Annotated in this window: 14 protein-coding genes; 13 read left to right on the forward strand and 1 reads right to left on the reverse strand. The window is 62.4% G+C overall.

Features of this window, described 5'->3' with window-relative positions; all coding sequences use genetic code 11:
* Positions 1 to 81 precede the first annotated feature (81 nt).
* The 12 genes from DJ029_RS06880 to DJ029_RS06935 all read left to right on the forward strand — a co-directional run bounded on the left by DJ029_RS06880 (position 82) and on the right by DJ029_RS06935 (position 10712).
* Entirely contained in the window at positions 82 to 267 is a 186-nt protein-coding gene (locus tag DJ029_RS06880) for a Flp family type IVb pilin (protein ID WP_112321615.1), read from the forward strand.
* 121 nt (positions 268 to 388) lie between these two features.
* Entirely contained in the window at positions 389 to 589 is a 201-nt protein-coding gene (locus DJ029_RS06885) for a hypothetical protein (RefSeq protein WP_112321616.1), read from the forward strand.
* A 163-nt stretch (positions 590 to 752) separates the two neighbouring features.
* On the forward strand, positions 753 to 1583 hold the full coding sequence (gene cpaB, locus DJ029_RS06890) for a Flp pilus assembly protein CpaB (protein WP_112321617.1): 831 nt from the start codon (positions 753 to 755) through the stop codon (positions 1581 to 1583).
* A gap of 179 nt (positions 1584 to 1762) precedes the next feature.
* Positions 1763 to 3142: a type II and III secretion system protein family protein gene (locus DJ029_RS06895; protein WP_112321618.1), complete on the forward strand. Its 1380-nt coding sequence runs from the start codon at positions 1763 to 1765 to the stop codon at positions 3140 to 3142.
* Between the two features lie 5 nt (positions 3143 to 3147).
* The gene (locus tag DJ029_RS06900) at positions 3148 to 3744 is read left to right on the forward strand and encodes an OmpA family protein (RefSeq protein WP_112321619.1); all 597 of its coding nucleotides are present in this window, start codon (positions 3148 to 3150) and stop codon (positions 3742 to 3744) included.
* A 330-nt stretch (positions 3745 to 4074) separates the two neighbouring features.
* Positions 4075 to 5301, forward strand: coding sequence for a CpaE/TadZ family protein (locus DJ029_RS06905; protein ID WP_112321620.1), 1227 nt, complete (start codon positions 4075 to 4077; stop codon positions 5299 to 5301).
* Between the two features lie 18 nt (positions 5302 to 5319).
* The gene (locus DJ029_RS06910) at positions 5320 to 6747 is read left to right on the forward strand and encodes a TadA family conjugal transfer-associated ATPase (protein ID WP_112321621.1); all 1428 of its coding nucleotides are present in this window, start codon (positions 5320 to 5322) and stop codon (positions 6745 to 6747) included.
* Positions 6748 to 6771: 24 nt separating this feature from the next.
* Positions 6772 to 7734, forward strand: coding sequence for a type II secretion system F family protein (locus DJ029_RS06915; RefSeq protein WP_112321622.1), 963 nt, complete (start codon positions 6772 to 6774; stop codon positions 7732 to 7734).
* Between the two features lie 15 nt (positions 7735 to 7749).
* The gene (locus tag DJ029_RS06920; RefSeq protein ID WP_112321623.1) at positions 7750 to 8724 is read left to right on the forward strand and encodes a type II secretion system F family protein; all 975 of its coding nucleotides are present in this window, start codon (positions 7750 to 7752) and stop codon (positions 8722 to 8724) included.
* A complete protein-coding gene (locus DJ029_RS06925) occupies positions 8699 to 9289 on the forward strand; it encodes a tetratricopeptide repeat protein (protein WP_157966289.1) in 591 nt (196 codons plus the stop codon). Before DJ029_RS06920 ends, DJ029_RS06925 begins: the two co-directional genes overlap by 26 nt.
* A 29-nt stretch (positions 9290 to 9318) precedes the next feature.
* On the forward strand, positions 9319 to 10185 hold the full coding sequence (locus DJ029_RS06930; RefSeq protein WP_112321625.1) for a tetratricopeptide repeat protein: 867 nt from the start codon (positions 9319 to 9321) through the stop codon (positions 10183 to 10185).
* A gap of 23 nt (positions 10186 to 10208) precedes the next feature.
* Positions 10209 to 10712 carry an A24 family peptidase gene (locus DJ029_RS06935; protein WP_112321626.1) on the forward strand — a complete coding sequence of 168 codons (504 nt, stop codon included), beginning with the start codon at positions 10209 to 10211 and terminating at the stop codon, positions 10710 to 10712.
* Here DJ029_RS06935 and DJ029_RS06940 read toward each other — a convergent pair.
* Positions 10687 to 12306, reverse strand: a complete 1620-nt coding sequence (locus tag DJ029_RS06940; protein ID WP_112321627.1) for a hypothetical protein — start codon at positions 12304 to 12306, stop codon at positions 10687 to 10689. The two genes, DJ029_RS06935 and DJ029_RS06940, sit on opposite strands and share 26 nt — an antisense overlap.
* Before the next feature lie 136 nt (positions 12307 to 12442).
* Between DJ029_RS06940 and DJ029_RS06945 the strand changes: the two genes are divergently transcribed.
* A complete protein-coding gene (locus DJ029_RS06945) occupies positions 12443 to 13756 on the forward strand; it encodes an ATPase (RefSeq protein WP_112321628.1) in 1314 nt (437 codons plus the stop codon).
* Position 13757: the final 1 nt, after the last annotated feature.

Raw genomic sequence — 13757 nt, forward strand, 5'->3', positions numbered from 1 at the left:
TTTCCGGAGCACGAGCCAAGGCTCACTCCCTCACGCAGACTAGGCGCAAACTGAAATCTATGGCTCCCTGGAGGACACATTATGAAACTGTTCAAGCTCAAGAATACCTTCAAAAAAGACGAAGACGGCGCAGTCACGGTGGACTGGGTCGTTCTGACCGCAGCGATCGTTGGCATCGGCCTCATTGTTCTGAACGTCATCCGCGGCGGTATCATCGAAGCTGCTTCGGACATCCGCAACGCCCTGACCACCGCCATCGACCAGTAAGATTCACTTTATCTTATCGGAAGGGGGGGGGCTTAGACGAGCCTCCCCCCTTTTTACTAACGACAGATCTCGACGACGAAGGATCCGTCCAAATGACCAACCGGAGTTTGAGGTTTCGACAATGTTCGATAAACTGAAAATCGCTGTCGGTACCTTGATGTCAGCGGATAGCGACGAAGACGGTGCGGTCACGGTGGACTGGGTCGTTCTGACAGCGTCGATTATCGTGATCGGTCTTATCGTTTGGAATATCGTACAGGGCGGGATCGTTCAGGGCGCAAGCGATATTCGTGCCGGGATCCTTTCGGCGAGCAATTTGTAACACCGCCGCCGAATACGAATTATCAAAGCACTTGTGGGCTTTGCAGCGATACCTTGAATGGTGTACCGTCGCGCCTAACCGGCTTAATATCCTGGGGTCGCTGGTTTTCGGACGGCAACACACCCCAAGCTTAAGCGACGTGGAAAACCTGAGGCCCTGGCACATGCGCATCATCTTCGCTCTCGTCTTTCTGTTCGGCATCGGCATGGCCGGTTTCGCGGCCTACATGGCGATGCAGCAGTTCAGAGGACTCCAGGCCGAAAATCGCGTCTTGCGCGTGAAGGCCAGCAAGGTCGTGGAAACCACGCCCGTCCTCCTCGCTACGCGAGAGTTGCGATACGGGCAGACGCTGCGCAAGGGCGATGCGAAAATGGTCTCCTTCCCTGCGGATGCGGTTCCGGAAAATTCCTTCACCTCCCTCGATGAGCTGTTCGGCAACGACGACTCCGAGCCGCGGCAGATCATCCGCACAATCGAGCCGGGTGAAATCATCATGCAAAGCAAGGTGACACGATTCGGCCAGGATGCGGGGGTCTCCGCGCGTCTGACCAAGGGCATGAGGGCCTTCACGATTAACGTGAACGTCTCGACCGGTGTCGCGGGCTTCCTGCAACCTGGTGACCGGGTGGACGTCTACTGGTCGGGCTCAATTTCCGGCCAGTCGGTGACCCGCCTTCTGCTCCAGGACATCGAACTGATCGCAATCGACCAGGTGGCCGATGCAGACACGAATCGCCCTGTCGTCGCAAGCACGGTGACGGTGGAGGTGTCGCCGATGGTGGTGGCGACCCTCACGCAAGCCCGCGCCAGCGGCGTTCTGGCCCTGTCGCTACGGGGTGCGGAAGAACAGGAAATCCTGGGACCGCTTGAGGTCAGCCAGAGCGATCTTCTCGGACTGGAAGAGATACAGGAAGAAGAAAAGAAGCGCTGCTTCAACCGTGTGCGCCGCGGCCTGACCGTGTCCGTGAACGAGGTCCCCTGCCCGACAGAGTGAGAGCGAAGCTTCACTTTGAAAAATAACGGAAATTTTGATCGGTGTGACTTATCCACATCAACATGTGGCGATAAGACATTGATTATTGTGTTAAAATAAAATTCCTCGCATCCTTGGCCGTATGGGTCTGCGGCAATCCGTCCGCAGTCCTGAACGAGTGGTTTTGAGAGGCAGGAATTATGATCTGGAACCGACTGATAAAGGCGGGCCTAATCGGGTTCGTCATGTCAGCACCCCTTGTGACGGATGCGTCCGCACAAAGCGTGCTGCGGGAATTGCGGGGGGCAACCTCCAACCAAATCTCGGTGTCCGTTAACAGGGCCATCGTGATGGAAGCGGACAGACCGTTCGCTGAACTTTCGGTCGCAAACCCTGGCATCGCGGACATCGCGACCCTGGGCGAGCGGACGATCTATGTTCTGGGCCGCTCGCCGGGCCGGACGACGCTGACGATCCTTGGCCCCGAGGGCGAGCTGATCTCGAACGTGGAAGTGGCGGTCACGCCCGACACGGTCGAATTCAAGGAGCGTCTGCGCGAAATCCTTCCCAACGAACCGATCGAGGTCCGCACCGCCGGTGGTGGTCTGATTCTGTCGGGCAACGTCAGCGGCGCCCGCAAGGTGTCCCGCGCCCTTGAACTGGCCGAGCGTTATGCGCCCGGTGGCGTGACCAACCTGATGATGGTCGGCGGCTCCCAGCAGGTGATGCTGAAGGTGCGCTTCGCCGAGGTCGTGCGGTCCGTCTCCAAGGGTCTGGGCGTCAACGCAGCGCTCGGCATCGATGGCGACGCCGCTCTCTACAGCGGGGCAAATGCCGTGTCCGCCTTCGGCGGCGATGGCGGCACCCTGGGTGCAGTCGATTCGGTCACCTTCACCGAGGGCACCAACGCCCTGGGAACCATCTTCAGCATCGGCGATGTCGCCGTCGGTCTTCTGATCGATGCGCTGGAGACGAAGGGCATGGCCCGTACGCTGGCAGAGCCGAACATCGTGGCCGTGTCCGGCGAAGAAGCCTCGTTCCTTGCCGGTGGTGAATTCCCGGTCCCTGTTCAGGGCGAGGATGGCGTGTCGATCGAGTTCAAACGCTTCGGTATCGTGCTCGATTTCACCCCGACGGTGATCGACGGCAACCTGATCCGTCTTGAACTGGATACCGAGGTATCGAACCCGCAGGTCTTTGCTGAAGGCACCGGGATTTCCAGCCGCAGCGCCTCCACCGTGGTGGAAATGAAGGACGGTCAGTCCTTTGCCATCGCAGGCCTGCTGCGCGATACTTTCGATGATGACATCAACCAGGTTCCCTGGCTCGGGGACATCCCGGTGATCGGCAGCCTGTTCCGGTCGACCAGCTACCTGCGCGAGCAGAGCGAACTGGTCATCATCATCACCCCGCATCTGGTGTCCCCGGTGGACGGCGATCTTCTGTCGCTGCCGACCGACCGGATCGCGATCCCCAGCGAACTGGAGCTTTTCCTGAACGGAAACGTCTCGGGAACTGGCGCGGTCAACGATGTTGCCCGTCAGAACTTCCAGGGCTCCTACGGCTACGTGATGGAGTGAGGACGATGAAAACCCTACTGAAGACATCTGCTGCGATTGCCTCCATCACCTTGCTCGGCGCTTGCGCCGGCCAGGTGGCCGGAGACTTCAACAACAGCGCTTTCGCAACCGCGACGACCACCAACACGCTGGCACAAGCTGTCAGCCTGCGGGGGAGCCTTCTGGCCAACCTCCAGGCGCAGTTCCGCCAGGCCTCGCCTGACATGATCAACTTCGCCTTCAATTCAGCGGTGCTGGATGAAGAGGCGCGTTCGATCCTGAACCGTCAGGCAGCCTGGATCCGCGCCAACCCGGCGATCCTGTTTAAGGTCTACGGGCACACGGACCTCGTGGGCTCCAACAGCTACAACCAGCGTCTTGGCCAGCGCCGTGCGCAGGCGGCCGTCAACTACCTGATCAGCCAGGGCGTGCGCCGTGGCCAGGTTCAGGCCGTTGCGTCGCTGGGCGAAACCCGCCCGCTGATCGCCACCCAGGATCGCGAGCGGCTCAACCGCCGCACCGTGACCGAGATCGTCGGGTTCGATCGCCGCTTCGGCGACTTCCCCTTCGACGGCAAGGTGGCCCACAACATCTACCAGGGCTACATCGCCGGAGGCGAGTAACCGTTGAAGAGATAACAAAGCAAAGCCACTTGACCTCCGCCGGCCTCAGTGCCGGCGGTTCTTTTTTCGGGGCGTGGAATGCTGCGGATATGGGTGGCCAGCGGCGCAGGCATTGCCTAGATGGTTGGCAAACTGTGGTAACGGCCTCACTTTTGCCAACTTTCACATCGAAAAATCAAAGTTCGTTAGGGGTTGAAGGGTTTTATGAGTGTAACCCTGACGCTTGATCGCATATGATTGAACGGTCGCTTGTTGCCGACCATCGGCGACGCCCCCCGGCCAGAATTGGTCAAAAGCGAATACCGCGTCAGAAGGGATAGAGGTGCTGACATGGGCCTTCTGAAGGTCAAGCCAAATGAAGCCGAGGTCTATGTGATCTCCCGCCAGATCGAGGAGTTTCCCGACCTGATCGAGGATCTCAACCGTGAACTGTCGGGCCAGTGGGCACCGATTGCGTTAAAGAACGGTGAATCATCGATCAAGGCCGGCGTAGGCCCCGAGCTCGAGATTGCGATCGTCGCTGTCAGCAAGGAAGACGAAAGCGATTTGTCCGTCGCGACCCGTGTCGTCCAGGCCGCGAGGGACCATGGATTGAAGGTTCTGCTGGTCGTGAAGGACGTCTCTCCATCCGCGCTGCACCAGCTGATGCGGGTCGGGGCCGACGATTTCGCGCCCTACCCTCTGCCCGAAGGCTCGCTGAGTGATTCGATCACCCAGATGCGCCAGACCATGAAGCCGCGCGTCAGCCAGGAGCAGGAAAAGGCCCGGCGCAAGCGCAACGGCCTCGTGATTCCGATCTATTCCGTCGCCGGCGGCGTTGGCGGCAGCACTTTTGCTGTCAACCTGGCTTGGGAACTGGCGCTGCTGACAAAGAAGACGGACAAGCGCGTCTGCATCCTTGATTTCAACTTCCAGTACGGCTCGGTCGCCACCTATCTGGACCTTGCCCGGCGCGAGGCGATCTACGAACTGATCTCCGACCCGGCAGCGCTGGATCATCATACGCTGGGCCAGGCGCTGACGTCCTACAAGACCCGCCTCGCCGTGCTGACCGCGCCAATGGACACGCTGCCGCTGGACATCATCGCGCCGGAAGACATCGCCAAGCTGATCGAGATCGCGCAGGCGTCCTATGACTTCGTGATCATCGACATGCCCCAGGCGCTGGTGCACTGGTTCGACCAGGTGCTGAAGATGTCCGAAACCTTCTTTGCGGTGATGGAGGTCGACATGCGCTCGGCCCAGAACTGCCTGCGCTTCCTGCGCGCCTTGAAGGCCGAGGACCTGCCCTATGAAAAGGTACAGTTCGCCCTGAACCGCGCCCCCGGCTTCACCGACATGAGTGGCAAGGCCCGCGCCAAGCGGCTGGCTGAAAGCCTCGGGGTGGAAATCAATATCATGCTGCCCGACGGCGGCAAGCAGGTCGCCTCCGCCTGTGACGAGGGGGCACCGCTGGCTGAAAGCGCACCGAAGAACGCGCTCCGGCGGGAAATAAAGAGTATCGCCAATTCCATTTTCGAAGCGGTCGTCGCCGAAAAGGCCGCGGTCGCGCAATAACACCGGAGGTTTGCCCGCATGTTTCGCAGGTATCAGCGTACGCAGGAAGCACCGCCGCCCCCCAAGATCGAAGCAGATCCGCAGGAAGTCGCGAAGAAGGCAAAGCAGCGGGTCGACACGGCCAAGCGTGCCCTGTCGGCAGGCGAACTGGCCGATCTTCAGCGTGAGTCCAAGCGTCAGGAGCGGCTGCTCGACGTGCGCATGGAACTGCACAAGCGGCTGCTCGAATCGCTGAACCTCGCCGCGCTGGACCGCGCGTCCGAGCAGGAGTTGCGCCACGAAATCGGCGCCATCGCCCGCGAGGGGCTGCGCGAGAACGGCGTCGTGCTCAACGCCGCGGAATCCGAACAGCTGATGCAGGATCTCTATGACGAGATCACCGGCCTCGGCCCGCTGGAGGTGCTGCTGAAGGACAAGACGGTCAACGATATCCTGGTGAACGGGCCGACGCAGATCTTCGTCGAGCGCGAAGGCCGCCTGGAACTGACGCCGATTCGCTTCAAGGACGACCGCCACCTGATGCGGGTGATCGACAAGATCGTCTCGGCCGTTGGCCGTCGCGTCGATGAAAGCCACCCCTACGTCGATGCGCGGCTTGCCGACGGGTCGCGTTTCAACGCGATGGTGCCGCCCTGTGCGGTCGACGGGGCGCTGGTCTCCATCCGTAAATTCAACAACGACAAGCTGTCGATCGACGAGTTGATCGATTACGGCGCCATGACCGAGGAAATGGCCGCCTATCTTCAGGCGGCGGTGGCGACACGGCTGAACATCCTCGTGTCCGGCGGGACGGGTTCGGGGAAGACCACCAACCTGAACGCCCTGTCCTCCTTCATCGACGATCACGAGCGGATCGTGACGATCGAGGATACGGCGGAATTGAAGCTCCAGCAGGTTCACGTGGGCCGGATGGAAAGCCGCCCGCCCAACGTGGAAGGCCGGGGCGAAGTGACCCAGCGCGACCTGTTGCGCAACGCCCTGCGGATGCGCCCTGACCGCATCATCGTCGGAGAAACGCGCGGCGACGAAGTGATCGACATGCTGCAGGCCATGAACACCGGCCACGACGGCTCCATGACCACGATCCACGCCAACTCCGCCCGTGACGCGCTGAGCCGGCTTGAGAACATGATCGCCATGTCCGGCGTGGACATGCCGCTGAAGGCGATGCGCGGGCAGATCGCCTCGGCGCTGAACCTGGTCGTCCAGGTCAGCCGCCTGCAAGACGGCTCGCGCCGGATGCTGTCCATCACCGAGGTGACGGGCATGGAAGGTGATATCATTTCGATGCAGGAACTGTTCCGCTTCAAACGCATGGGAATCGATGAGAGAGGCAAAATCATCGGACGGTTCGAAGCCACCGGCCTGCGCTCCAAGTACTCCGAGCGCTTCGCGCAGTGGGGCTTCGATCTGCCAACGTCGATCTACACCGCCCCGCGCGACTGACAAGCCGGGAAGGAGGGTGACTGAATGAACCTCGAACCTCTACTCTACGCCGCCATCTTCGTCGGTGTCTTCTTCATGATCGAAGGCATCTACTTGCTGATGTTCGGCAAGTCGGTCCGGCTGGAAAGCCGCGTGAACCGAAGGCTTGAGCTTCTGGACAAGGGCGAAGACCCCGAAGAGGTCCTGAACACCCTGCGCAAGGAGCGCGAGCAGCACAACGAGAACCAGGGTCTGCCGATCCTGGCCCCCCTGTCGGACAAGGCCGCCCAGGCCAACATCGCCTTTTCGCCGGTTGGCCTGTTGACGGTAATGGTGCTGATGGGGGTCATGTCCTTCCTGTTGCTGACCTTCATGACGGGCGGCGGGCTGGTCGTGCGGCTTGGGCTCGCGATCTGTTTCGGCTACGGCTCGGTCTACCTTTGGCTGAACAACAAGGCCAAGAAGCGGATCGCCCTGTTCGAGGAGCAGCTTCCCGACGCGGTCGAGTTGATCGTGCGAAGCCTGCGCGTCGGGCACCCCTTCTCTGCCGCGATCAACATCGTGGCGCAGGAAATGCCGGATCCGCTGGGAACCGAGTTCGGGATCATCGTGGACGAGTCCACCTATGGCTCGGAAGTCACCGAAAGCCTGAACGCCCTGGCGGCGCGGATCGACATCCAGGACGTGAAGTTCCTCGCCGTGGCCGTGGGGATCCAAAGCCAGTCCGGCGGCAACCTGGCCGAGATCCTGGACGGCCTGGCCAAGGTGATCCGCGCCCGCTTCAAGCTGTTCCGCCGGGTCAAGGCGATCACCGCGGAGGCGCGCTGGTCGGGCTGGTTCCTGTCGATCTTCCCCGTCGGGGCGCTGATCGTCATCCAGCTGATCGAGCCGGGCCACTACGAGGATGTGAAAGCCTCTGCCGCCTTCGTGCCGGCGGCGATCTTTGTCTGTGTCATGCTCTTCATCAACGTGATCGTGATGCGTGCTTTGGTAAACATTAAGGTGTAAGAGGGCCCGGGACTTATGGAAGACTACGGACAAGCTCTTGAATTCATCAACGCGGCCCTCGGGCCGCTCGGGGTGTTCTATATCGTGGGGTTCTTCGGGTTCGTGATGATCCTGATGACCGCACCGCTGCTGTTCCGGACGAAACCCGATCCGTTGAACAAGCTAAAGGGCTCCAGCGTCAATCTCGGCAACAAGAAGGACAAGGACAAGGCCATCCGCCTGCGCTATGACAGCGGCGGTCGGCAGCTTGAACGCTTCAAGCCCTACCTGGAACCCAAGGATCAGAAGACATACACCGCGACGCGGATGAAGCTGATCCAGGCGGGCTACCGCACCCGCAACGCAGTCAGCATCTATCACCTGTTCCGCTTTGGCCTCGGCATGGCGCTGCTGCTGCTGGGCACTGTCTACATGCTGGTCGCGGGGGGCGACAATCCCAGCCTGACCACCGTGATCCTGACCGTTCTGGGGCCGGGACTTGTCGGCTACTACTTCCCCGACTACTGGGTCGAACGGCGCCGGCAGGTCCGCCAGGAAGACGTGACCAACGGCTTCCCGGACGCGCTGGACCTGATGCTGGTCTGCGTGGAGGCCGGCCAGTCGCTCGACCAGTCGATCCTGCGCGTCTCGGCCGAGATCAAGAACTCCTACCCCACCCTGGCCGAGGAATTCGAGATCGTCGCCAACGAAATGCGCGCCGGCAAGGAACGCGTCACCGTTCTGCGCGACATGGGCGAGCGCTGCGGCGTCTCCGACATCTCGGCCTTCGTCACGGTGCTGGTGCAGTCCGCCTCCTTCGGTACGTCGGTCTCGGACGCGCTGCGGGTCTATGCCTCGGAAATGCGTGACAAGCGGGTGATGCGCGCCGAGGAAAAGGCAAACACCCTGCCGACCAAGATGACCCTGGCCACGATGATGTTCACCGTGCCGCCGCTGCTTCTGATCCTTGTGGGGCCGTCGCTGTATGAAATCAGTACCGCACTCTTCTGATCCTGCCCGCTTCGGGCGTCACGCCGCGCTGCTCGTCAGCGCGGCGTTCTTGCTTGCGGCCTGCGCGCAGGACCGCCTCGCCCCCGTGGGCGACGGCCCCGACGCGTTGCGCGGCAACTTCGTCGACGGGCTGGACGGGCTGACCCTGGGCCACCGGCTGATGGCCGCCGGGGAATACGAACTGGCGCTGGATTCCTACTACCGCGCAGGCGCGGAAAAGGGGCTGACCGTGGATGTCCTGTCTGCCATCGGCTCTGCCCAGCTGCGCCTGGGCCGCCTTGGCCAGGCCGAGCGGACCCTGCGCACCGCCATCGACAAGAACGACCGTTTCGTGCCCGCCTGGAACGCCCTCGGGATCGTGCTCTACTCCCAAGGCAAGACCGGGGAGGCGCGCGAGGCCTTCCGCGTCGCCTTCGCGCTGGACAGCGGCCAGTCCCCGGAAATCGCCGCGAACCTGAACGCAGTTGATGCCAAGTTGCAAAGCGTTACCCAAGAAACACCGGAACAAACGGATTTTCGCTTGGTTCGCAGGGGTAATGGAAGGTATCTTCTGTTAGGCAATTAAAAGAACCGACGAGCAGAAGGTTACCGGCCATGAAACCCAAGATTACCCAGCTTTCGCGGCTGGCCGTTCTTGCGACCGTTCTGGTTGCCGGTTGCGGCAACCCGGCACGCGACCAGGAAAAGATTCAAAGCCTCGACAGCCTTAATGTCATTGATGAAAACAACCTCAATGAGATCATGCTGGACTTCGCGGACGCCAACCAGTCCGTCGCCTATTTCCAACGTTCCCTTGCTGAAAATCCCGACCGGGTGGAGTTCAAGCAGGGTCTCGCCCAGTCGCTGCTGCGCGCCGGCCGCCCCGAGGAGTCGATCCTCGCCTACAAGGCGCTCGTCGAAGCGGGTCAGGCGACATCCACCGATCGGCTGAAATATGCCGAGGCGCTGATCCAGGTCGGCAAGTGGAAGGAAAGCCAGGCGCAGCTGAATGCCGTGCCCCCCACGCTGGAAACCTACGACCGGTACCGCCTGGAGGCGATGGTCGCGGACAACAACAAGCAGTGGAAGCGCGCGGACAGCTACTACGACCAGGCCCGTGGCCTGACCACGCGCCCGGCGAACATCTACAACAACTGGGGGATCTCCAAGCTGGCGCGCGGTGACCGCCCCGCCGCGGAAGAAATGTTTACCCGCGCCATCAGCTACGACCCGAAGCTGTTCAGCGCCAAGAACAACCTGGCCATCAGCCGCGCCTCCCGCAAGGAATACGACTTGCCGATCGTGCCGCTGACGACCACCGAACAGGCCGAACTGCTGCACAACATCGCGCTTCAGGCGATCCGCAACGGCGACGTTGACATCGGCCGGGGCCTGCTGGAGGAAGCCGTGGAACGCCACCCGCGCCACTTCGCGGAAGCGGTACGCAAGCTGGACGCGCTGGAAAAAACCGTCCTGCGCTGATCACGGGAAGGGCCTGACCGATCATGCAATACTCGGCCGATCTGGTCTTTTTCATCGTGACGCTGCCCTTCGCCTTCTGGGCGGCCTACAGCGATCTTTCCACCATGAAGATCCGCAACAAGCTGAACATCGCGCTTTTCGCGGTGTTCGTGATCACCGCGCCGTTCCTGCTGGACTGGGGGGACATGGCCTGGCGGCTTGGCGTCGCGGCGATCGCGCTGTTCGCGGGCTTCGTGCTGAACGCCATGGGGCGGCTTGGCGGGGGCGATGCGAAGTTCATCGCCGCCTTCATCCCCTTCGTCGCCCCGGGCGAGATGTCGATCTTCTTCATGTACCTGGCCGGTTGCCTGCTGGCGGCCGTCGTCGTCCACTGGGCGGCGCGCCAGGTGCCGGCGGTGCGCGCCCTTGCGCCGGACTGGAAATCCTGGACCGCCCGTCCCTATTTCCCCATGGGCCTGGGCCTTGCGCCGGCGTTCAGCCTGTACCTCGCTGCCCGCGCGTTCAACCTGTCCTTCGTGCCAGTATGAACAGGTCCGTGCGGATCACCTCTTCCAGCTGCCAGCCCAGGTCCTCGATCACTTCCAGCTTGCGCGCGCGGGACGGCGTATTCAGCGGACAGAACGGCACCATCACGTAGTCGGCGGCCTCGAACCCGTCGTCGGTGCCGTAGTACCAGGGCGCCATTTCGGGCAGGCGCTCGAACGGGCCGAACAGCCACAGCATGTCATGGATATCGGCCGACAGGACGGGCTTGCCCACCGCCTCCTCCACCGCGCCGAGCTGGGCGGTGATCTGGCGGATCCAGCCGACGAGGCCTAGGCGGACGGAGCACTCGGGCAAGGCTTCGCCGAGGAACATCACCGGCGCCTCCGGCTCGTAATCCTCGCCCCGCAGGGCCGCGGGGATCTCGAACCCGTCCAGCGTGACATTCGCCCGCGGCAGGTAGGCGACAGAGGTCAGGACCTGCGCGTCCGCCTTGGCAAGGTCTGAGAAGATCGGGCTGAACTCCTCGGCGGTCTGGCTCATGTGGCGAACCGGCGACGTCGCCATGTTTATCGCCGACGGCGCGAACAACAGCAGCGCCGCGCCCCCCATCACCGCCGTCAACTGGCGCGCCGGCACGCCCCAGACCGGGCGCGCGCCCTGCTCGGGACGCAGGCACAGCAACAGCACCCCCAGGATGCCCAGCCACTTCGGATCGTTGCCCCAGTTCTGGTAGGTGATGTAGAGCAGCCCCGGCCCCAGCAGCAGCAGGTAAAGCCCCGCGCGCATCATCCCCGCCTTGCGCCAGACGACGATGCTGCCCAGCAGCAGCAACGTCTGCGGCAACGCGGCGGGGGATGACACCAGCCCCGAGAACTCCTCCCCCGGGTAGCGGCGCAGCGCGCTGGCGGAAACCTGCAGCAGATCCAGCAGGTAGGCGCGCCAGAAGTCCAGCCCCATACCCGCGCTGACAGCGCCCAGGACCACACCCGCGCCCAGTAGCGCGCCAAGGAACAGCCGGCCCCGGCGTTCCTGCAGGATCACCATCAGCACGAAGGGCACCAGCGCCACGACATAGGTCATCTTGATCAGGATCAGCGCCGCCCCCGCCAGCCCGATCAGTACCCCGTCGATCCCGTCCGCGCGCCATCCGGGACGCGCCGGAAGGAACAGCAGGAACACGATCAACGCCGTCAGGACCCAGGCCCAGCGGTTGTAATACATCGACGCCAGGATCGAGGGCTGCGGCCCGCCGTAGACCAGCGCCATGGTGATCACCAGCAGTGCCACGCCCACTGCCAGGCGCCAGACGCCTTCGAACCGGCTGAGGCAGAGGTACCAGATCGCCGGCAGCAGCAGGGCCGCCACCCCGGCCTGCGCCAGCAGGTAGGACCGCCCCGGCCCATAGCCGAGGTCCATCCCCGCCTTGATCGGCAGGAAGGCCAACAGCCCAAGCGGCGTCATGATCTGGTGATGCAGCAGATCCCCCGCCTGCATCCGGTAAATCACGTCCAGCATCTGGATCAGGTCCATCTCGTGCCCGGTGACGCGAAAGACGCCGGGCAAAAGCGTGACCGTGGCCAGCACAAGCCAGACGGACAGCAGGATCACTGCAAACCTCAGGGGGGCAAGGGACATCGGGGGCCTGCTCTCTTATGTGATTTTTAAGGTAACCTGACCGGTTTTTGTAATCCGGGCAACGCAGAAAAGCCTTTTTTGCCGTGTATGAACACAGTACCTTCGCTACGCATCCCAGACCTGAGGGGAAAACCTTATGAACCAGATGGCGTCTCCCCCCGCGGCCGCCGCAGCACCGAAAACCCCCCTCCACATGGAGGACCTGGGGCTCGAAATCGTGCTGATGCGCGACATCGTGCTGAAGACCTTTTTCCGCCGCAACCTGACCTCGCTGTCCGAGACGGCAAAGGCGCTGGCGGTCACCCCGCCCATCGCGCAGGAGCTGATCGACCACTGCCGTGAAAACAACCTGATCGAAACGCTCGGCGCACGCGGCGCGGCAACCACGTCCGAGTTGCGCTACCAGCTGACCGAGTCGGGGCGCGCCCGCGCGCTGGACGCGCTTCAGCAGTCCGAATTCTACGGCGCCTTCCCCGTCCCGATGGAGCAATACTGGAAGCAGACCGCGCGCCAGTCCATCTCCGACGCGGTGATCACCCAGGAACGGCTGGAAGGATCCATGGGCCACCTCGTGCTGCCCGCGGGCATGCTGGACCAGCTTGGCCCGGCGGTGAACTCCGGGCGCTCGGTGCTGCTCTACGGGCCGCCGGGCAACGGGAAATCCTCGATCTCCAACGGTATCCGGAACGCGCTTGGCGACAATATCTACGTGCCGCAGTTCCTTGAATACGGCGGGCAGGTGATCTCGGTCTACGACCCGATCGTGCATACGCTTGCCAAGACGGGGGCCGAGGAACAGTCCAGCCTGCGCCGCGCCGGGCCCGATTTCGACCAGCGCTACCTGCTGTGCCGCCGACCCTCGGTGATGACCGGTGGTGAACTGACGCTGGACATGCTGGACCTGAACTACAACCAGGTCAGCCGGACCTACCAGGCGCCGCTGCAGCTGAAGGCCACCGGCGGCGTGTTCATCGTGGACGACCTTGGCCGACAGGTCGAACCGCCCCAGGCGCTGATCAACCGCTGGATCGTTCCCATGGAAACGTCCTTCGACATTCTGACCCTGCAATCGGGCCAGAAGTTCATGGTGCCATTCGATACGCTGGTGATCTTCTCGACCAACTTCGCCCCGTCTGAAATGTTCGACGGCGCGGCCCTTCGCCGGATCTACTACAAGATCAAGATCGACAGCCCCAGCCGCGAAGATTTCATCAAGGTCTTCGTGAAAACCTCGCGCCAGTACAAGCTGAACCCCGACGAGGGCGTGCTGACCCACCTGCTCAAGAAGAAATACCCCGAGCATGGGAACAAGTTCCAGAACTACCACGCCCCCTTCCTGATCGACCAGATGCTGTCGATCGCGGAATACGAGGGGCGACCCCGCGAAATGTCGATCGACCTGGTCGACCGCGCCTGGGAAAACCTGTTCGTGGACGATAGCGCGGTCTGAT

This window comes from Oceanibium sediminis, assembly GCF_003265325.1.
GTDB lineage: Bacteria > Pseudomonadota > Alphaproteobacteria > Rhodobacterales > Rhodobacteraceae > Halovulum > Halovulum sediminis.

Coding starts and splice junctions, on each gene's coding strand:
- DJ029_RS06905 (WP_112321620.1), top strand. CDS start 4,075: ATGGGCCTTCTGAAGGTCAAGCCAAATGAAGCCGAGGTCTATGTGATC.
- DJ029_RS06920 (WP_112321623.1), top strand. CDS start 7,750: ATGGAAGACTACGGACAAGCTCTTGAATTCATCAACGCGGCCCTCGGG.
- DJ029_RS06945 (WP_112321628.1), top strand. CDS start 12,443: ATGAACCAGATGGCGTCTCCCCCCGCGGCCGCCGCAGCACCGAAAACC.
- DJ029_RS06940 (WP_112321627.1), bottom strand. CDS start 12,306: ATGTCCCTTGCCCCCCTGAGGTTTGCAGTGATCCTGCTGTCCGTCTGG.
- DJ029_RS06895 (WP_112321618.1), top strand. CDS start 1,763: ATGATCTGGAACCGACTGATAAAGGCGGGCCTAATCGGGTTCGTCATG.
- DJ029_RS06915 (WP_112321622.1), top strand. CDS start 6,772: ATGAACCTCGAACCTCTACTCTACGCCGCCATCTTCGTCGGTGTCTTC.
- cpaB (WP_112321617.1), top strand. CDS start 753: ATGCGCATCATCTTCGCTCTCGTCTTTCTGTTCGGCATCGGCATGGCC.
- DJ029_RS06925 (WP_157966289.1), top strand. CDS start 8,699: ATGAAATCAGTACCGCACTCTTCTGATCCTGCCCGCTTCGGGCGTCAC.
- DJ029_RS06930 (WP_112321625.1), top strand. CDS start 9,319: ATGAAACCCAAGATTACCCAGCTTTCGCGGCTGGCCGTTCTTGCGACC.
- DJ029_RS06885 (WP_112321616.1), top strand. CDS start 389: ATGTTCGATAAACTGAAAATCGCTGTCGGTACCTTGATGTCAGCGGAT.
- DJ029_RS06910 (WP_112321621.1), top strand. CDS start 5,320: ATGTTTCGCAGGTATCAGCGTACGCAGGAAGCACCGCCGCCCCCCAAG.
- DJ029_RS06900 (WP_112321619.1), top strand. CDS start 3,148: ATGAAAACCCTACTGAAGACATCTGCTGCGATTGCCTCCATCACCTTG.
- DJ029_RS06880 (WP_112321615.1), top strand. CDS start 82: ATGAAACTGTTCAAGCTCAAGAATACCTTCAAAAAAGACGAAGACGGC.
- DJ029_RS06935 (WP_112321626.1), top strand. CDS start 10,209: ATGCAATACTCGGCCGATCTGGTCTTTTTCATCGTGACGCTGCCCTTC.